This window comes from Ruegeria sp. CDSA077 (assembly GCF_059612265.1).
Genome location: NZ_JBXWQG010000002.1, coordinates 85,511 through 103,783 on the forward strand (window position 1 = coordinate 85,511; position 18,273 = coordinate 103,783).

Here is an 18,273-nt window from a genome sequence, read left to right on the forward strand (position 1 = left end):
AGACAGCAATACCATTCATACTTAATCATAAATAATATGAATAAAAATGATTTCACTGATTTGGACGGCAAAGTCCTGCGGGTCTTTCTGACAATACTCGAGGAAAGCTCGGTCTCGAAAGCAGCCGATCGGCTGGGGGTCACGCAATCGGCAATCAGCCACACGCTGTCCAAACTGCGGCAGGTGCTGGGCGATCCGTTGTTTGTACGTTCAGGTCAGGGCCTGACCCCGACCGAACGGGCCTTGTCCCTGAAGGACCCTATTCAAACGGTGCTGGACGGGATGCGTGCCTTGACCGACGGTCGCCCCTTTGACCCGTTATCCGAACAGATCGACATTCGCATCGCCACAAATGACATGCCACGCGAAGTGATATTCCTAAGGCTGTTGCGCGACACACGCGCCGAGGGTGCACGGCTACGGTTGGAGTTCATCCCATCGGGCGTTCCCGATCCGGACCTGTTGCGCAGCGACCGGTGTCAGTTGATGGTCACCCCTCTGCCGCCGGATGGGCCGGACATTTACCAGAAACGGCTGCTCGAAAGCCCGCTGATGATGTTTTATGATGCCGGCCATTGCACCCCGCCAAACAGTTGGCAGACCTACTGCGAGAGCGACCATATCGAGGTGCGCTTTTCCGATGGTCGCAACGCCCGTGCCGTCATGCGGGGTGTTGATCAAAGCCAGATCAGAGCGCCGATTGTTACCCTGCCCCATTTCAACGCGATACCGGCCTTTGTGCGGGGCAGCTCGTTGATCTCGACCGATACCGCCTTGATGAGACAAGGTCCTCTGGCCGGGTTGGACTGTGCGCATTTGCCCTTCGAATGCACCCCGGTTCCGCTTTACATGGTCTGGCACCAAAGGTCGGCCAATGACCCGGCGCATCGTTGGCTGCGCAGAAGGATCGAAGCCATAGCAGCTGACATCAGCGCGCCTTGATCAAATGGGTCAGTGCAGCACCGGTTTCAAAGTAGGCGTGACGCAGGCGGGTCCAGCGTTCAGTATGTTCCGCCACAGCGGGAACTGGCAGCAACGCCGGATCCCCTGCCAAAAGGCTCTCAGCCGCCATACGGCCAAACACCGTGCCCGGCCCGATACCCCGGCCTGAATAGCCATGGATCGAAACCGCATCCGGTCCGATCCGGGTGATCTTGGGAATGTGGTCCGAGGTCATCGCAATGCGGCCATGCCATCCCTGCTGCAAGGGTTGATCCGCAAGCTGAGGATAAAGCTCTGACAGTTTGCGCTTGATCCATCCGGTATGCGCGGCGCTGCCCGCATGTTCTAGATTGCCCATTGCGCCGAGGATAAAGCGCCCGTCGTGATCCATTCGGAAAGAGGTCATGATCAGGCCGGTATCCCAACATCCTTCGGCTCCGGGAAGAATACTCGCGCGCAGATTGTCGGACAACGGCGCAGTAGTGAATTGAAAATACGAGACAGGAACATAGGCCGGTGCCGTATCGGGCAGGTTCCGATGATACGCGTTGGTGGCCTGGATCACTGATTTGGCGCGCACCGTGGTCTGCGGGGTTTCCAACAGCCACTGGCCATCGACATGGCGCATCGTCATCACTGGGCTGTGCGTGTGAACGCGTGCCCCGGTTGCGGCAGCCGCGCGGGCCAGACCACGCACATATGCCATCGGCTGGATCGTTCCGGCGCGCGGGTCGAACAGAGCTCCACGAAAGGTGGCGCTGCCCGTGCGCTGGTACGTCTTGTCCGACGACAGCAACTCGACCGGAGCGCCTGCCTGACGCAACTGTGCATGGCGTATTTTCAAATCAGCAAGACCAGAGCCAGAATGCGCACAATGCAACGTGCCCTTGCGCATCGGCTCGCACTCAATCTCATGTGTCTGGATCTCGCTGAATACTTCACTTGGGGCCGCCGCAAGGATTTCGATCAGACGTGTCCCGGCCGCATCCCCCAGATGAGCGCAGATTTCAGTAGGTCGTACCCAGAGCCCGGCATTGACCAGCCCCACATTGCGCCCAGACCCACCATGCCCGATCTCTTGCGCTTCAAGCACACAGACCGAGGCTCCGGCCCGTGCGGCCGTCAAAGCCGCGGAACAGCCAGTATAACCGCCGCCGATCACCGCAAGGTCCACAGACAAATCGCTGGTCAGCGGGGCGCTCTCCACATGCTCGCGGCAGGTGTGTAGCCAAAGGGATTGATCGTAGTCGCTCAATGCGGACTCCTTGCGGTGTCAAAAACCATTAGGACGCGGGATCAGGTCGTCGCAAGAGCCCTTTGATCCTCACGCCCCATCGCGATCAGGAAAGGCCGCGCCTCTTGCTGCGACTGAAACGCTGCCCGATCGCACATCCCCTGCCACCCGGCCAGAACCAGCGATTGCGCAACGGCACCGCCCAAAGTCGCTCCGGGGCCTGTCACGATGAACAGGTCAGGCGCGAATTCGCGCGCGGCGGTCTGGATTGCGCGGGTGAAGTCATAGGCCGCGGTCACTTGATGTCCCAGGGTGTAATCCCACAGTGCCTGCGTGTCCGTCGCACCCGGCCACCAGATTTTGCCACGCCCGTCGATCAGAGGCCGGTCAGGCTGTTTGAACAGCTCCGCACCAAGTTGCGTGCGCCCTTCCGCAGCCACCGGAGCTTGAAGGTGGGTGTGAAATGCGGCGTGATTTGCCAACCTCATGGGGAACCTGTCTTGCACACTCGGCCACGATGCCTCGAACGCGCGCAAGCCCTCTTCGTTACCCGCTAGAACCAGCATTCCGCCCAAATCAATCGACAATGCCAGAACCTGACCGTCCTGCGCGTTGATCCGCGCCACATCCGCCAGCAATTCAGCCTTACGCTGAGGATCAGCCACCCAGCTATCGTCTGAAAACGGGTATACGAGCTGCCCACCAATTAGGTGGTCCTGCATCAGCGTCCCCATTGTGTTCACCACACGAAAGCCATTCTCGGGCGACGCCGCGCCTCCGACGGCGAGGGCGATGTACCAGCCCATCGAGTTGCCGGTGACAGCCACCACTTCAATGTCATCGGCCAGCACCTGAGCATCAGCCAGAGATGCCGCGTAGATCAGAGGTGAGGCCACATCTCCACGCGAATACTTGCTGACCGTGAACCGATCGGCACCGTCCAGCTCCGTGACCGTCTCTTGCCCCGCATTGGCACGGATAGCGTCAAAATTGCCAAACATCTGCATCCGGCTTGCGTGATGACGGTGCAAATAACCCAGCTCGGCTTTGTTATAGGTGCCCCGACCCGGGCAGATCACAACGGCGGTACGGGTCATGAGCGGTTTCCAGTCAGATTGAGCGCGGCGGCGACGATATTAACCTTTGACGGCAATGGCGCAGCATATGCAGGCCCGGTCGCGATAAAGCTGTCTTCCGCCACAACGCGGGCGATTGGGGTGTCGGGGCTTTCTTCGACGAAGAAAGTTGTCAACGCCTCTGACTGGCTCCCGGTCCGGCGGCATTCGTCAACGACCAGAATATGCGCACAGGTTTTGGTGGCCTCGCGCAACGCTTCTGCAGGTAATGGAGCCAACCATCGCATGTCGATAATCCGGGTTCGGATCCCTGCGGCCTCAAGTTCGGGCAAGGCTTGCTGCGACAGGTAGTGGCCGTTGCCATAGGTCACAATCGCCAGATCGGTGCCGTCCCCCTGTACCCCGACCTCGCCCAGGCGGATGCTGCGATCCGGCGAAGGATAGGTCGTCATCCATCCGGCATCTTGTGCCTGATGGAGGTCGCGCATCGGATAAAGCGCAATGGGTTCCAGGAATACCACGACGCGCTGCTCTTCGCGGGCCAGCCTTACGCATTCTCGAAGCATCTGCACCGCGTCCGAACCGGTCGAGGGGCAGGCAATGATCACACCCGGAATATCGCGCAGAACGGCCAGAGAGTTGTCGTTGTGGAAATGCCCCCCGAAACCCTTCTGATATCCCAGCCCGGCGATCCGCAGGACCATCGGATTGGTAAATTGCCCGTTCGAAAAAAAGGGCAAGGTCGCGGCCTCGCCCCTGATCTGGTCCTCGGCATTGTGGAGATAGGCCAGAAACTGAATTTCAGGGATCGGGACAAAGCCGTTATGCCCCATACCAATGGCCAGCCCCAGAATGGACTGTTCGTCCAACAGCGTGTCGATCACCCGATCCGGGCCGAACCGCTGTTGCAGCTTTTGGGTCACGCCATAGACGCCACCCTTGCGCCCCACATCTTCGCCCATGCACACGATCTCGGAGTGTTCCAGCATCAGATCGGTCAGCGCCCAGTTGATCAGACGACTCATCGGCTGGGGGTCGTCCATCGCGCGCATGTCGCCGCCAAAAGCGGCTGCACGGGCCTCGGCCCCCGGACCATTGGTGGGTTTGCAGGAGCGTTTTGGCGGGATCAAGCTGGCCATGACTTCGGACGCGGTGGTCAGATGCGGGCGGGTCACGGCCTCTGCCGCGATCCTGTCGGTGCGAGCGCAAGTATCCTGATATATCTTCAGCGCCTGATCCGACGATAGCGCCCCGGCCTGATCCAACAGCCGCACCGAATGCAGCAGCGGATCATTTGCCTCATCAGCTTCGACTTCGGATTTAGCCATATAGGTCGTCGGGACGTCCGCCCCCGCATGGCCATAAAGCCGAACGGTTCTTAGATGCAGAAAAGCCGGTTTGCGCCGAGTGCGCACGTATTCCGCCGCCTCTTTCGCAACCGCATAGGTTTCGAAAATATCCAAACCGTTGGCCTGGAAATATTTGATCCCCGGCCGGTGCTGCATCGACGCTTGAATCCATCCCTTTGGCGTTTTGACCGAGATACCGATCCCATTATCCTCACAGACGAACAACAGGGGCAAAGGGGTCGACTGAACGCTGGTCCATCCGGCCGTATTGATCGCCCCCTGCGCAGTCGAGTGGTTGGCCGATGCGTCCCCGAAGGAACACATGGCGATCCCGTCCTGTGGCAGTTCGCGATGTTCGGGCGGGTGCCGCCGCGCTGCACCCAGGGAATAGGCCGCACCCACAGCTTTGGGCAGATGACTGGCAATTGTCGAGGTCTGCGGCGGGATCATCAGTGCCTTCGAGCCCAGTACCTTGTGCCGACCACCCGAGATCGGGTCCTCTTTCGAGCAGGCGAAACTCAGTAACATATCCCAGGCGATCTGCTGACCCGGCACCTGCTCGGAACGCGCGATCTGAAACGCGGCATCTCGGTAGTGCAAAAACGCGATGTCCGTGGGCCGCAGCGCGTGGGCGACAGCCGCCATGCCCTCATGCCCGGACGAGCCGATGGTATAGAACCCCTGCCCCGCCTTCTGCATTGCGCGGCTGGTACGGTCCAGTGCCCGGCTGAGAACCTGAGACCGGTACAGCGACACCGCATCGGCGTTGCTTAATCCCGGTCGCGGTGCGGCGCCGTCAGGCAGGTGGTGCTGCGCCACACGTGTCAGGAAATTCTCATGAACGATCTGAGCGCGATCCATGGCGGCCCCTCTACTTCAATCTGGTGGTCGCAACAGAAATGCGCCGCAACCCTTCTTGCAGGCTTTCGGTGGCGTAAGCAAAAGAAAGCCGCAGGTGGCCCGGCAAACCAAAGGCACGCCCCGGCACCAGTGCCACCCCGACTTCGTCCAGCAGATACCGGCAGAATTCGTGATCGACCGGCATTTCAGCCGGTGTTTTGGGAAAGACATAGAACGCGCCATCCGGAACGGCACACTCCAGACCCGCGGCATTCAACCCAGCAACCACAAGATCACGGCGCACCCGCATCGCCTGCAGGCGTTCGCCCAAAAGCGTTTGCGGCCCGGTAATCGCAGCCAATGCTGCCGCCTGCGCGATGGAACATGCGCCTGATGTAATCTGCCCCTGAACAGCGGTCATCGCCTTGATCAAGGGTGATGGCCCGATTCCCCAACCGATCCGCCACCCGGTCATCGAATAGGCCTTGGAAACTCCATTTACGGTCAGCACTCTATCCGCCAGATGCGGCACGGCCTGAACAAATGGCGTGAAGGGAACATAGGTCAGGTGTTGGTAAATCTCATCCGAGATAACCCAAACATTGGGATGCCTGTCCAAAACACGACCCAGAGCCTGCATTTCCGATTCAGTATAGACCGCGCCGGTCGGGTTTGAGGGCGTGTTCAGCAAAAGCCAGCGAGTGCGCGGCGTAATTGCGGCCTCAAGCTGTGCTGGGGTCAGCTTGAACCCCTGAGAAACCGGACAGTCCAGGACAACCGGAATACCGCCGGACAGCCTGACAATATCCGCATAGCTGGTCCAGAACGGCGCCGCGGTAATAACTTCATCCCCGGGATCGAGCGTGGCCATCAGCGCCCCGGACAAAACCTGTTTAGCACCGGTCGAGACGATCACGTTTTCCGGCTGGACACTGGCCCCGACGGCGATAGCCGCCCGAACGTCCGGCGCCCCTGCCGTCGCAGGATACCGTGTTTGCCCGGCCAGCGCCGCTTGATGGGCCGCTTCGACCACATGTTCAGGGGTCGGAAAATCAGGCTCACCGGTGCTGAGCGCGACCACATCGACACCCTGCGCCTTAAGGCGCGCAGCCTGCTCAGAGATCTGAACAATCTCTGACAACTCAATCCCGCGCAGCCTGTCTGCACGCCTAAAACTATCTGCTGCGATTTGCCTGGACACTGCCAACGTCTCTCTTGACCAAAATATTCATTTGGTATCGGGCTGGCGGGCCCCAAAAGCCAGTGATATTCCATCCGAAAGGTATGAGGAATTATCATATGATCGCCCCCCGTCGTTTTCTGCCGTCTATCCCCTCTCTGCTGGCACTCGAGGCCGTTGACCGCCTTGGCAGTGCATCGGCGGCAGCGGAAGAGCTTTCGCTGACCCAAAGCGCCATCAGCCGACAGCTCAAGTCGATGGAGGAACAGCTGGGCATCGAACTGATCCAGCGAACCCAGATGCGGCTGCAGCTTACCCCGGCGGCAAAAGAATACGTTCAGGTCGCGCGCAAAAGCTTGCACCAACTGGCGCAGGCCTCCCTAAAACTCAGAGCCAATCCGACCGGAGGATCGCTGAACCTGTCGATCCTGCCAGCGTTTGGGATGCATTGGCTGGCGCCGCGTCTTCAGGACTTTGCCCGCCGACATCCCGAGGTGACCGTCAATCTGAACACCCGGCTTCGCCCCTTCGATTTCGAAACGGAACATTTCGACGCCGCGATTCATTTCGGGCGTCGAGATTGGCACGGCGTCAACTACCTGCCGATCATGCGTGAAAACGTTGTACCGGTTTGCGCCCCGGAAATTCTGCCCAAAAACCCGGAACAGATTGACTGGCTATTGAATGCCCCGCTGCTGCACCTGGAAACGCGCCCTGATGCCTGGGAGCAATGGTTTGCCGCACAAGGGCTTGTGGCATCAGCGCTTGGCGGCATGTTGTTCGACCAATTCTCGACTATGGGACAAGCCACAATTCATGGGCTTGGGGTGGCGCTGCTGCCCAGCTATCTGGTCGAAGACGACTTGAAAACCGGGCGACTCGTTCCCGCCTGGAAAGGCCCAGGCGTCAGTCTGGGCGATTTCTTTCTGGTCTGGCCGCAATCCCGGGTGGCATCCGAGCCGCTGAAGTCGTTCTGTTCTTGGCTGCAAGGCCAAGTCGACCAAATCTCGTGACCGGGCCATTCCGACCACCCTAGAAAACTGCGGGGAGTGAGCGTTCCGAACAGGATTATGTGTCCAACGACCGAGCAATGAGTTCCTTCATGATCTCATTTGTCCCGCCATAGATCATCTGAACCCGCGCATCCGCGTAAAGCCGAGCAATCGGATATTCCATCATGAACCCATAGCCACCAAACAGCTGCAGACATTCGTGCATGATCTCATTCTGCACCTCAGACCCCCAGTATTTGGCCATCGACGCGGTCGATGCATCCAAAGTTCCAGCCTCAAGCCGGGCAATACAGTCGTTGACAAAACTGCGCAGCACTTCGGCCTTGGTTTTACACTCGGCAAGCTTGAAGCGGGTATTCTGGAAATCCATCACGCGCTGACCGAAGGCTTTGCGCTCCTGCGTGTATTTAACTGTTTCGGCAATCGCGAAATCAATCGCACCCAGGGCACCGATTGCAATCGTCAGGCGTTCCCAGGGAAGTTGCCGCATCATCTGGTAAAAACCCTGCCCCTCTTCCGCACCAATCAGGTTTGTCATCGGGACCTTGACGTCCTCAAAGAACAGCTCGGCCGTGTCATTGGACTTCATGCCCAGTTTCTTGAGGTTCCGCCCCTTGCGGAACCCATCTGCGCCCTGCGTTTCGACCGCGACCAACGATACCCCTTTCGACCCTTGGGTCTTGTCGGTCTTTGCGGCCACAAGGATCAAGTCCGCAGATTGCCCATTGGTGATAAAGATCTTGGACCCGTTCAGACAGTATGAGTTACCGTTCTTTTCCGCAGTTGTGCGGATCGACTGCACATCCGAACCGGTTCCGGGCTCTGTCATGGCCAGCGCGCCGATCATCTCGCCCGAGGCGAGTTTCGGCAGCCATTTCAACTTTTGATCTTCGCTGCCATAAGCGGTGATATAGTGGACGACAATCGACTGGATCGCATAGCCCCAACCGGAATCTCCGTGCGAGGTCTGGGCGTACATGGTCAGAGCATCAAATCCCATGCCACCACCGACACCACCGTGTTCTTCGGTGATCGCGCCAGCCATCAGTCCCATGTCACCGGCCTTGCGCCAGAACGCACGATCAACAACCCCGTTTTCGGTCCAGCGCTCGATATTGGGCACCAGTTCGTCCTGCATGAAACGGTTCGCCATTTCGGCAAACATCTGGTGCTCTTCGGACACCCAGCTGGATGTAGGGGTAATAAGAGACATTGCGCATCCTCCAAGATCAACTTGCTGCCAGCGTAATTTGGACCGCCAAGTAATCCAATGCGTTGGATGAAACGCTACGCAACGTCTTTTGGAAGATTTCGCCGGGTCACGGGATCGGTGCGGCCAACGCGTTTTCCAGCAAGACCCGCGCTGCAGCTTTGGCATCTTGCGCGGGATCACAGCTTTTCAACAGAACCGCCGTCACGATTGCCCCTTCTTTCAGCAGAAGAATCTGACATCCCAGGCTTTCAGGGTCGAAGGCACCGGCTTTGCGGGCCAGATCCGTGAAATATTCCAACAACAACCGCTTGTGCTCCGCCGCCTGCACGTGGATCGGGTGCTCTTTCTCCTGGAACTCGGCGCCAGCCTTGATGAACATGCAGCCGCGAAACCCGTCTTCGGCGAACCACTCGCCCAGTGCATCAAAGCTTGAAATCAACTGGTCCGCAGGGGTGTGGGCCAATTCCTCGACACGACGCATGAACCAGTTGCGGAAATTCTCGTCCCGCAGACGCAAAGCCGCCAGAATCAGATCTTCCTTGGTGCGGAAATGTTTGTACATCGAAGTCTTCGACACACCCGTCTCAGCCACCAGCTTGTCCATGCCGGTCGCATGAAAACCGTCACGATAAAAGACCTTCAGGGCCTTGCGGACCAGCTCATCCCTTTTGTTTGGGCGCATGATTCGCCTCCTATACGTACCGATCTGTACATAATTGTACCCTCCATAATCCGCAAGGGCCACCAATGTTCAGGAAATTCTCTTTATTTTCCACCTGGATAGAGAAAAATTTTAGATATTTTACAGGCGCCCCTTGCAAAGAGGTACCGATCAGTACACCTTAACGACACGATGTACCGATCAGTTAACTATGGAGCCGTCATGAAACGCCGTACCAGCCCCTTCAACCGCCAGTACATCCCATTTCTGTTGACCCTTGCGCTGCTCGCTGCATCGCTAACCTGAAGGATCATGACATGAACCGCCCCCCTCTGCCGCCATTCACTGCTGAGACCGCTACACAAAAGGTCCGCATGGCTGAAAATGCTTGGAACAGCCGCGATCCGGATATCGTGACGCCCGCCTACACCGAGGACAGCCAATGGCGGAATCGGGCTGAGTTTGTCGCGGGCCATGCTGAAATTCACGCGCTTTTGACCCGCAAGTGGAGAAATGAGCAGGAGTACCGGCTGATCAAAGAACTCTGGGCCTATTCGGAAAACCGTATTGCCGTGCGCTATGCCTATGAATGGCGGAACGACAGCGGCCAGTGGTTCCGCTCATATGGTAACGAGAACTGGGAATTCGATAGGGATGGTCGGATGGCCAAACGTCATGCCTCGCTGAACGACCTTCCGATCAGGCAACAGGATCGGGTTTTCCTTTGGCCTCTTGGTCCACGCCCTGACGACCATCCCGGCCTGTCTGATCTGGGCCTGTAGAAAGGACCTATTATGCCACGTGCTTTTTCCAAACTAACCTTCACGTCTGCTGTTCTCACCCATCAAGAAAGGATGGGATCGGCGAAAACCTATGCGAAATTCCTGGAAAGCGGCCCTGTGCAGGGTCACGAAATCAGAGCCGCCGAAAAAGTGTTCATCGAGGCCCGCGACGGGTTCTACCAATCAACCGTGTCCGAGACCGGCTGGCCATATGTGCAGTATCGTGGCGGACCCGCGGGGTTTTTACGAGTACTTGATGCGCAGACCATCGGGTATGCTGATCTTTCGGGCAACAAACAGTATATCTCGCGCGGGAATTTGGATGGCAATGACCGGGTTGCTCTGATCCTGATGGATTATGCCAACCAGCGACGCCTGAAAATACTTGGGCGTGTCAAAATTGCCGAAGGCGCTGCGGCGGCTGCCAGCCTCTCCCCTGAAGGCACCCAGACCCCGGCCGAGCGCGCCGTCATTATCAAGGTCGAAGGTCTGGACTGGAATTGCCCAAGTCACATTACCCCACGATTCACCGAGGCCGAGCTGCGCCCCCACCTGAACGAATTGGGCCAGCAGCTGGCCCAACTTCAGGCGGAAAATGACCGGCTGAAACGGGAACTGGAAAATAAGAAATAAACCCCAGTGCCAAGCATTCCCCAACTTGTGATTCAAGGACTGACACCATGATAACGTTAACGCTGCACCGAGCCTTCATAGTCCTGTTTGGTTTCGCTCTGTCGATTGCCTTTCTTATGCTGGGATTTTTCGCATCTCCCGAAGCTGTTCGGACATCCCCGCCCGCGCTTTATAATTCGCTGCTGCTGGAAAAACTGACCCAAGACTAAGAACCGTACGGCCCTCGAAACAAGAGATTGTGCCTGAATCATGATCTCTGCCCTTGACCTTCCTGTGACTGGAACCCCCATCTAGGGTTGGAAACAGGACAGGATGAGTCGATTGGCCACCCCACATGCTATCAGACTGAAGGTCACCGGAATGAACTGCGCATCCTGCGTAGGCCGCGTGGAATCTGCGTTGCGCAATGTTCCCGGGGTTACCGAGGCTTCGGTCAACTTCCCAACCGAGACTGCACAGGTCACTTATGACGGGCCGATCAGCGACCTGACCGGCGCGCTGGACAAAGCTGGTTATCCGGTGTCAGTGGCAGAAGCTGTTCTGCAGATTGACAGAATGAGTTGTGCTTCTTGCGTCGCAAGGATTGAACGAGCACTCTGCGCAGATCCGGCCGTCATAAGTGCTCGGGTCAACCTGGCCGCTGAAACCGCGACCATTCGTTTTGCCGACGGGGCAACTGATCCTGTGAAGCTGGCGCAGCAAAGCACTAAAGCGGGCTATCCGGCGCACCCTTCCAGGATGGCCGAAAGCAACGATGACAAACCGGGCGAAGCCTCTGCGCTGATTCGTACGACCCTGATCGCTGCAACGCTGGCTTTGCCCGTGTTCATACTCGAGATGGGCGGGCACATGATCCCAGCCTTTCATCACTGGGTTCAGGCGATAATCGGGATTCAGACCAGCCATATCATCCAGTTTGTCCTGACGTCAGTTCTGCTGATCGGCCCCGGAAGGGTGTTCTATGCCAAGGGTATCCCGGCCTTGCTGCGCGGGACACCTGATATGAATGCGCTGGTCGCGATGGGAACCGGTGCCGCCTATCTGTATTCCGTCCTGGCCACCTTTGCGCCTCAGGTTCTGCCGCAAGGCAGTGCAAATGTGTATTACGAGGCCGCCTCGGTCATCGTGGTCCTTATCCTGCTGGGTCGCGCGATGGAGGCGCGGGCAAAAGGCCGGACCGGGGCCGCCATTCGCAAACTGGTCGGGCTTCAACCGAAAACAGCCCGGCTAGAACAGGACGGGGGCACGGTCGATCGACCCATATCCGAAATACTGGTTGGCGATGTGCTGCAGATCCGACCCGGAGAGCGCGTCCCAGTCGATGCTCAGGTGTTGGACGGCACCTCATACGTGGATGAAAGCATGATTACCGGCGAACCCGTTCCTATAGGGAAATCGGCCGAAGATCAGGTGATAGGGGGCACGGTCAACGGCACGGGCGCGCTGCGCGTGCGCGCCACGCGGGTTGGGTCCGAAACGGTGCTGGCGCAGGTGATCCAGATGGTTCAGCAAGCTCAGGGTGCCAAGTTGCCGATACAGGGGCTAGTCGACCGGATCACGGCGTGGTTTGTTCCCGTTGTGATTGGCGTTGCCCTACTGACCATTGCGATCTGGCTGATCTTTGGCCCTGCGCCTGCCTTGCCGATGGCGCTGGTCGCAGGGGTTTCGGTTTTGATCATTGCTTGCCCCTGCGCCATGGGGCTGGCGACTCCGACGTCGATCATGGTGGGCACGGGGCGCGCGGCTGAACTGGGCGTGCTGTTCCGCAAAGGCGATGCTTTGCAGCAGTTGCAACAGGCCAAGATCATTGCTTTGGACAAAACCGGGACTCTGACACTGGGGCGCCCCGAACTGGCGAATGTCACGACCACGAACGGGTTTGAGCGCGATACTGTTCTGCGGCTGGCCGCTGCGGTTGAGGCGCGGTCCGAGCATCCGATTGCCACGGCGATCACGCGGGCCGGACCGGCGGACCTGCCCCCTATCTCCGGCTTTGAATCGCTGACTGGGCTGGGCGCCCGCGCGTCCGTTGATGGGCACGATCTGTTGATCGGCTCACCCAGATTAATGGCGCAGAACGGCATTGATCTATCCGCGTTGAGCCAACAGGCCGACCAGCATGCCGCCGAAGGGGCAACCCCCGTATTCGTCGCGATCAACGGTCAGGCTGCGGCACTTCTTACGGTCTCGGATCCGGTCAAACCGGGCACGATCGAAGCTTTGCACAGGCTGCACACGATGGGCCTGACATTGGCGATGGTCACCGGGGACAACGCCCTGACTGCGCAGGCCTTGGCAAACAAGCTGGGCATCGATCATGTCACAGCCGAGGTCCTGCCGGACGGAAAGCTCGCCACAATCAACGCCCTGCGCGACCAGTTCGGAGAGCTGGCCTTTGTCGGAGACGGGATCAACGACGCCCCGGCATTGGCTGCGGCGGATGTCGGCATTGCTATCGGAACTGGCACGGATGTGGCGATTGAAACGGCGGATGTGGTGCTGATGTCGGGCGATCTTCGCGCGGTTGCCAATTCAGTTGAAATCAGTCGCCGGACCATGAACAATATCCAACAGAATCTGGGCTGGGCGTTTGGATATAATGTTTTGCTGATCCCTGTCGCCGCCGGGATTCTGTATCCTTTTGGCGGCCCGCTTCTTTCCCCGGTTCTGGCGGCTGGAGCCATGGCTTTGTCCAGCGTCTTTGTCGTCACCAACGCGTTGCGACTTCGCAGGGTTCGCGCCAGCCTGCCCGAGGGGTCACATACGGCGGCTCAACAAATGGTGACGTCATGAATATCGGCGACGTTTCCAACCAAACCGGTCTCCCGGCCAAGACCATCCGCTATTACGAAGATATCGGACTGATCAAACCGCTGCGCGATGATAATGGCTATCGCCGGTTCCGCAGTCAGGATGTGCACAAACTGAACTTTTTGGGCCGGGCCCGCGCATTGGGATTTACGATCGAAGATTGCCGGACCCTGATGGCCTTGTATGAGGATGAAACCCGCGCAAGTGCAGATGTGAAGAAGGTTGCCCGCGCGCATATGGTCCAGATCGAAGCGAAGATCGCCGACCTTAATGCGATGCGCGATACGTTGGGTCATTTAATTGACGCCTGCGCCGGCGACGACAGGCCTGATTGTCCGATCCTGAAGGATTTGGGCGGACAACCCTGACACGGGGTTGCCCTTTGTCTTCAGCTTTGCTTTGTCTCTGCCAAACAATCCGGCTTGCGGCATCTGACCGGGCCTGGACAGCAGAGAGGTTCACCAAATGGCAAAAGTTGCGTTCCTTGGTTTGGGTGTCATGGGATATCCAATGGCCGGCCACCTGCAGGCTGCAGGTCATGAGGTCACGGTTTTCAACCGAACCACCGCTAAGGCCGAGGCTTGGGTCGCCCAATATGGCGGCTCAATGGCCGCTACCCCGCGCGAGGCGGCTGAGCGAGCCGAGTTTGTCATGGCTTGTGTGGGCAATGATGATGACCTTCGCATGGTCTGCGCCGGCGACGATGGTGCCTTCGGCGCAATGTCAAGCAGCGCGGTTTTCGTCGACCATACGACCGTCTCGGCAAAGGTAACCCGAGAGCTTTATGGCGCGGGCAAAGCCGCAGGGATTGCCTTTGTGGACGCGCCGATTTCGGGCGGTCAGGCCGGGGCTGAAAACGGCGTTCTGTCGATCATGTGCGGGGGGGATCAGGCTGCCTATGACGCGGCCGAGCCCATTATGCAGGTCTATTCCAAAATCTGTCGCCGCATTGGGGACAGTGGCGCCGGTCAGATGACCAAGATGTGCAACCAGATCGCCATTGCCGGACTGGTTCAGGGCCTCAGCGAGGCACTGCATTTTGCCGAAAAAGCCGGGCTGGATGGCCGGGCGGTTGTGGAAGTGATCAGTCAGGGGGCCGCAGGCAGTTGGCAGATGGCGAACCGCTATGAAACCATGTTGGACGATCATTTTGAGCACGGTTTCGCGGTGGACTGGATGCGCAAGGATCTGGGAATTTGCTTGGATACCGCAGATGAAACAGGGGCATCCCTGCCGGTGACGGCTTTGGTTGATCAGTTCTATAAGGATGTGCAGAAAATGGGCGGGAATCGGTGGGATACGTCCTCGCTTATTAAACGGTTGCGCGCATTGGGGTAACGGGAAAAGGGGGCTGTCTGCCCCCTCTTGGCCCGCAGGGCCAATTCACTCCCGAAGATATTTTTGGCCAGATGAAAAGGACCCCGGTTTACTGGGACAGGGTTTCAAATGAACGACATCATCGCATTTTGGGCTAATGCTTTGCGGCAAAACTGGGGGCTGGACGCGCGGCTGACCCGATTGGACGGCGAATACGATCTTAATTTTCTGGTCCGGGCAACCAACGGACAGGATTATGTTCTGAAAGTCATGCGCCCCGGATGCGAAGCAGAGCTTGTGGACCTCCAGGTCAAAGCCTTGGAACATATCGCCTCAGAAGCACCGGGGCTGCCATTTCCTACAGTGTTTCCCGATTTGCAGCGGGATTATCTTCCCAGGATCGAAGATCACGAGGGGGTACCGCGCCTTGTTTGGTTGCTGGAATGCCTGCCTGGGCAATGCTATGCGAAATCGGCACCCAAACCCGAAGAGTTGATCCTAAAGCTGGGTCGCGTTCTGGGTGCTACAGACCGCGCATTAGAGCAGTTCACGCATGAGGGTTTGGCCCGGGGTGATTTCAAATGGGATCTGACGCAGGCAGGATGGATCGAACAGCATCTGGGCACCGTTAGTGATCCCGAGCGGCGGGCCGTGCTGGCCGAGATATGTGGCGAATTCAACGCGATTTCAGGCAAGTTGACGGATCTGCCCAGTCAGGCGATCCATAACGATGCCAATGACTATAACATCCTGGTCGAAGCCGAGTTGGGTCAGCGCCCGGCGATCTCGGGCCTGATTGACCTTGGCGATATGTGTGCCGCGCCACGCGTTTGCGATCTGGCGATTGCCGGGGCCTATATCGTATTGGATCATCCGCAACCCGAACGCGCATTGGCGGCACTGGTGCGCGGCTATCAGGCGGCAAACCCCCTGCGCGCGGACGAAGTCGATCTGATCTGGCCTCTCTTGCGGATGCGACTGGCTGTGTCGGTTGTGAACTCGACCCTGATGGCCCTTGAAAACCCGGATGATCCTTATGTCACCATCAGTCAGGCGCCGGCCTGGCGGTTTCTTGAGGACCACAGCGTCAATGGCGGATTGATGCCAGCGCGCCTGCGCGTCGCCTGTAGTCTGCCGGTCACCGATGGGGCCGAGCGCATCCATGCCTATCTGTCCGCGCATCGCGGTCAATTCGCCGAGATGTTTGGACAGGGTCTAAAAGATGTGCCCATGGGCTCGCTATCGGTCGAAAACTCGGTGTGGCCGCAGAATCCGTTCCACATGCCCACGGCAGAAGCGGCACGTGTTGGCGAGGAATATGGCACCGAACTTTGGTTAGGATATTACAATGAACCCCGCCTGATTTACGCAGAGCCGGGGTTCCGCAAAGGGCCATGGAAAGCTTCGGACCGACGCACCGTGCATCTGGCGGTGGATGTGTTCGCGCCTGCCGGCACTGTCCTGAATGCCCCGATCAGTGGCCGGGTCGAGGCGGTCGAGAACCGCGACAGTCACCTTGACTATGGCGGGGTGGTAATCCTGCATCACGAAACACCCCAAGGCGATCCGTTCTATACACTCTACGGACATTTGGATCCCGAGGTCTGCGACAGGCTGAACCCGGGCGATCCTGTCGCACAGGGTGCGGCTTTTGCACGGCTTGGGGATGTCACACAGAACGGGGGCTGGGCCCCACATGTACATTTCCAGCTGGCCCTGACTACCAACGGGATGCAGGCCAACTGGCCGGGTGTTGGCGACCCTGACGAGCTTGAACTGTGGCACGCCGTCTGCCCGAATCCGGCGGCTCTGCTGAACCTTCCCGATGACAAGGTGTTCTATCGGCCGACCGATAAACAGGCGATCCTGCAGGGACGGCAGGACCACTTCGGAGGCAACCTGTCCCTGACCTATGACGATCCAGTCATGCTGGTACGCGGTTGGAAGCATCACCTGTTTGACGAATGGGGTCGCCCTTATCTGGATGCGTATAACAATGTACCCCATGTGGGCCACGCCCACCCGCGCATTCAGGCTGTCGCAGCAGATCAGCTCAAGCGGATGAATTCCAACACTCGGTATCTGCATCCGGCCCAGACGGCTTTTGCCGATAAGGTTCTGTCCAAGCTGCCCAATCACCTCGAGGTCTGCTTCTTTGTGAATTCCGGCACCGAAGCCAATGAGCTCGCCCTGCGGCTGGCCCGCGCCCATACCGGCGCCAAAGGGATCGTGACGCCCGATCATGGGTATCACGGCAATACCAACGCCGCGGTGGCAATTTCGGCCTATAAGTTCAACAAACCGGGCGGAGTTGGTCAGGCGGATTGGGTGGAACTGGTTGAGGTCGCGGATGACTACCGAGGGTCTTTCCGGCGCGACGACCCCGATCGCGCCCAGAAGTTTGCAGATCTAGTGGACCCAGCGATTGCAGCCCTACAGGACAAAGGTCAGGACGTTGCCGGTTTCATTGCCGAGACCTTCCCTTCAGTTGGCGGGCAGATCATACCACCCAAAGGCTATCTGCCCGCGGTTTATGAGAAAATCCGCGCCGCTGGTGGTGTCTGCATCGCCGACGAGGTGCAGACAGGTCTGGGGCGTCTGGGCAAATATTATTTCGGCTTTGAGCATCAAGGCGCGCTGCCGGATATCGTGGTCATGGGCAAACCCATTGGCAACGGTCATCCATTGGGCGTTCTGGTTACTACCAAAGAGATCGCCCGCAGCTTTGACAACGGGATCGAGTTCTTTTCGACCTTTGGCGGATCGACCCTGTCCTGCCGCATCGGCAAAGAAGTTCTGGATATCGTCGATGATGAAGGCTTGCAGGACAATGCCCGCCTGATGGGCGAAAGGTTGATGACAGGCCTGCGTCAGATCGAGACCGATTTCGGATCTGTCGGTGATGTGCGCGGCATGGGCCTGTTCGTTGGAGTCGAACTGATCAACCCCGATGGCTCTGAAGGCCGTGAGATCTGCAAATATGTCAAGAACCGGATGCGCGACCACCGGATTCTTATTGGCAGCGAAGGCCCAAAGGACAGCATCCTGAAAATTCGCCCGCCGCTGACGATCGAAGCGGAAGATGTGGACATGATCCTGTGGGCATTACGGGATGTGCTGGCAGAAGTTGGTGATTACAGCCCGCCACCCTCATGCGATCATGACCATCACCACGCAGGGTGCGGCTGCTGCTGAGGGCACGGAACCCCGGCGCGCATTCGC

At 58.4% G+C, this 18,273-nt stretch carries 15 protein-coding genes; 9 read left to right on the forward strand and 6 right to left on the reverse strand.

The genetic code is table 11. The annotated features are described in order from the left end of the window. The first annotated feature begins 36 nt into the window (after positions 1 to 36). Positions 37 to 942, forward strand: coding sequence for a LysR family transcriptional regulator (locus AC2FLE_RS07605; protein ID WP_496696220.1), 906 nt, complete (start codon positions 37 to 39; stop codon positions 940 to 942). Here AC2FLE_RS07605 and AC2FLE_RS07610 read toward each other — a convergent pair. Genes AC2FLE_RS07610 through AC2FLE_RS07625 form a run of 4 tightly spaced genes read right to left on the reverse strand, consistent with a single transcriptional unit; the run spans position 929 to position 6,642 of the window. Then, positions 929 to 2,197: an NAD(P)/FAD-dependent oxidoreductase gene (locus AC2FLE_RS07610; RefSeq protein ID WP_496696222.1), complete on the reverse strand. Its 1,269-nt coding sequence runs from the start codon at positions 2,195 to 2,197 to the stop codon at positions 929 to 931. The two genes, AC2FLE_RS07605 and AC2FLE_RS07610, sit on opposite strands and share 14 nt — an antisense overlap. A 41-nt stretch (positions 2,198 to 2,238) precedes the next feature. Beyond that, positions 2,239 to 3,273, reverse strand: a complete 1,035-nt coding sequence (locus AC2FLE_RS07615) for an ACP S-malonyltransferase (RefSeq protein WP_496696224.1) — start codon at positions 3,271 to 3,273, stop codon at positions 2,239 to 2,241. Beyond that, positions 3,270 to 5,462: a dehydrogenase E1 component subunit alpha/beta gene (locus AC2FLE_RS07620; protein ID WP_496696226.1), complete on the reverse strand. Its 2,193-nt coding sequence runs from the start codon at positions 5,460 to 5,462 to the stop codon at positions 3,270 to 3,272. The genes AC2FLE_RS07615 and AC2FLE_RS07620 overlap by 4 nt, the downstream gene beginning before the upstream one ends. 10 nt (positions 5,463 to 5,472) lie before the next feature. Next, complete coding sequence (locus AC2FLE_RS07625; protein WP_496696228.1) at positions 5,473 to 6,642, reverse strand: pyridoxal phosphate-dependent aminotransferase; 1,170 nt, start codon at positions 6,640 to 6,642, stop codon at positions 5,473 to 5,475. Between the two features lie 98 nt (positions 6,643 to 6,740). On the opposite strand from AC2FLE_RS07625, the gene AC2FLE_RS07630 reads away from it, so the two are divergent. Next, complete coding sequence (locus AC2FLE_RS07630; protein ID WP_496696230.1) at positions 6,741 to 7,634, forward strand: LysR substrate-binding domain-containing protein; 894 nt, start codon at positions 6,741 to 6,743, stop codon at positions 7,632 to 7,634. 55 nt (positions 7,635 to 7,689) lie between these two features. On the opposite strand, the gene AC2FLE_RS07635 is transcribed toward AC2FLE_RS07630, so the two are convergent. After that, positions 7,690 to 8,847 (reverse strand): acyl-CoA dehydrogenase family protein, encoded by a 1,158-nt coding sequence (locus AC2FLE_RS07635; RefSeq protein WP_496696232.1) that lies wholly within the window; start codon positions 8,845 to 8,847, stop codon positions 7,690 to 7,692. Between the two features lie 106 nt (positions 8,848 to 8,953). Beyond that, positions 8,954 to 9,529 (reverse strand): TetR/AcrR family transcriptional regulator, encoded by a 576-nt coding sequence (locus AC2FLE_RS07640; protein ID WP_496696234.1) that lies wholly within the window; start codon positions 9,527 to 9,529, stop codon positions 8,954 to 8,956. A 296-nt stretch (positions 9,530 to 9,825) separates the two neighbouring features. On the opposite strand from AC2FLE_RS07640, the gene AC2FLE_RS07645 reads away from it, so the two are divergent. The 7 genes from AC2FLE_RS07645 to AC2FLE_RS07675 all read left to right on the forward strand — a co-directional run bounded on the left by AC2FLE_RS07645 (position 9,826) and on the right by AC2FLE_RS07675 (position 18,246). Beyond that, positions 9,826 to 10,290: a nuclear transport factor 2 family protein gene (locus AC2FLE_RS07645; protein WP_496696235.1), complete on the forward strand. Its 465-nt coding sequence runs from the start codon at positions 9,826 to 9,828 to the stop codon at positions 10,288 to 10,290. Between the two features lie 12 nt (positions 10,291 to 10,302). Next, entirely contained in the window at positions 10,303 to 10,923 is a 621-nt protein-coding gene (locus AC2FLE_RS07650; RefSeq protein ID WP_496696236.1) for a pyridoxamine 5'-phosphate oxidase family protein, read from the forward strand. 47 nt (positions 10,924 to 10,970) lie between these two features. Beyond that, a complete protein-coding gene (locus AC2FLE_RS07655; RefSeq protein WP_496696238.1) occupies positions 10,971 to 11,132 on the forward strand; it encodes a hypothetical protein in 162 nt (53 codons plus the stop codon). A gap of 103 nt (positions 11,133 to 11,235) precedes the next feature. After that, the gene (locus AC2FLE_RS07660; RefSeq protein ID WP_496696239.1) at positions 11,236 to 13,716 is read left to right on the forward strand and encodes a heavy metal translocating P-type ATPase; all 2,481 of its coding nucleotides are present in this window, start codon (positions 11,236 to 11,238) and stop codon (positions 13,714 to 13,716) included. Beyond that, positions 13,713 to 14,102, forward strand: a complete 390-nt coding sequence (gene cueR / locus AC2FLE_RS07665) for a Cu(I)-responsive transcriptional regulator (protein ID WP_142635768.1) — start codon at positions 13,713 to 13,715, stop codon at positions 14,100 to 14,102. Before AC2FLE_RS07660 ends, cueR begins: the two co-directional genes overlap by 4 nt. A 97-nt stretch (positions 14,103 to 14,199) precedes the next feature. Further along, entirely contained in the window at positions 14,200 to 15,072 is an 873-nt protein-coding gene (locus AC2FLE_RS07670) for an NAD(P)-dependent oxidoreductase (protein WP_496696241.1), read from the forward strand. Between the two features lie 108 nt (positions 15,073 to 15,180). Then, positions 15,181 to 18,246 (forward strand): aminotransferase class III-fold pyridoxal phosphate-dependent enzyme, encoded by a 3,066-nt coding sequence (locus tag AC2FLE_RS07675; RefSeq protein WP_496696243.1) that lies wholly within the window; start codon positions 15,181 to 15,183, stop codon positions 18,244 to 18,246. The last annotated feature ends 27 nt before the right edge of the window (positions 18,247 to 18,273 follow it).

Coding starts and splice junctions, on each gene's coding strand:
- AC2FLE_RS07605 (WP_496696220.1), top strand. CDS start 37: ATGAATAAAAATGATTTCACTGATTTGGACGGCAAAGTCCTGCGGGTC.
- AC2FLE_RS07660 (WP_496696239.1), top strand. CDS start 11,236: ATGAGTCGATTGGCCACCCCACATGCTATCAGACTGAAGGTCACCGGA.
- AC2FLE_RS07640 (WP_496696234.1), bottom strand. CDS start 9,529: ATGCGCCCAAACAAAAGGGATGAGCTGGTCCGCAAGGCCCTGAAGGTC.
- AC2FLE_RS07670 (WP_496696241.1), top strand. CDS start 14,200: ATGGCAAAAGTTGCGTTCCTTGGTTTGGGTGTCATGGGATATCCAATG.
- AC2FLE_RS07675 (WP_496696243.1), top strand. CDS start 15,181: ATGAACGACATCATCGCATTTTGGGCTAATGCTTTGCGGCAAAACTGG.
- AC2FLE_RS07630 (WP_496696230.1), top strand. CDS start 6,741: ATGATCGCCCCCCGTCGTTTTCTGCCGTCTATCCCCTCTCTGCTGGCA.
- AC2FLE_RS07650 (WP_496696236.1), top strand. CDS start 10,303: ATGCCACGTGCTTTTTCCAAACTAACCTTCACGTCTGCTGTTCTCACC.
- AC2FLE_RS07620 (WP_496696226.1), bottom strand. CDS start 5,462: ATGGATCGCGCTCAGATCGTTCATGAGAATTTCCTGACACGTGTGGCG.
- AC2FLE_RS07645 (WP_496696235.1), top strand. CDS start 9,826: ATGAACCGCCCCCCTCTGCCGCCATTCACTGCTGAGACCGCTACACAA.
- cueR (WP_142635768.1), top strand. CDS start 13,713: ATGAATATCGGCGACGTTTCCAACCAAACCGGTCTCCCGGCCAAGACC.
- AC2FLE_RS07635 (WP_496696232.1), bottom strand. CDS start 8,847: ATGTCTCTTATTACCCCTACATCCAGCTGGGTGTCCGAAGAGCACCAG.
- AC2FLE_RS07615 (WP_496696224.1), bottom strand. CDS start 3,273: ATGACCCGTACCGCCGTTGTGATCTGCCCGGGTCGGGGCACCTATAAC.
- AC2FLE_RS07655 (WP_496696238.1), top strand. CDS start 10,971: ATGATAACGTTAACGCTGCACCGAGCCTTCATAGTCCTGTTTGGTTTC.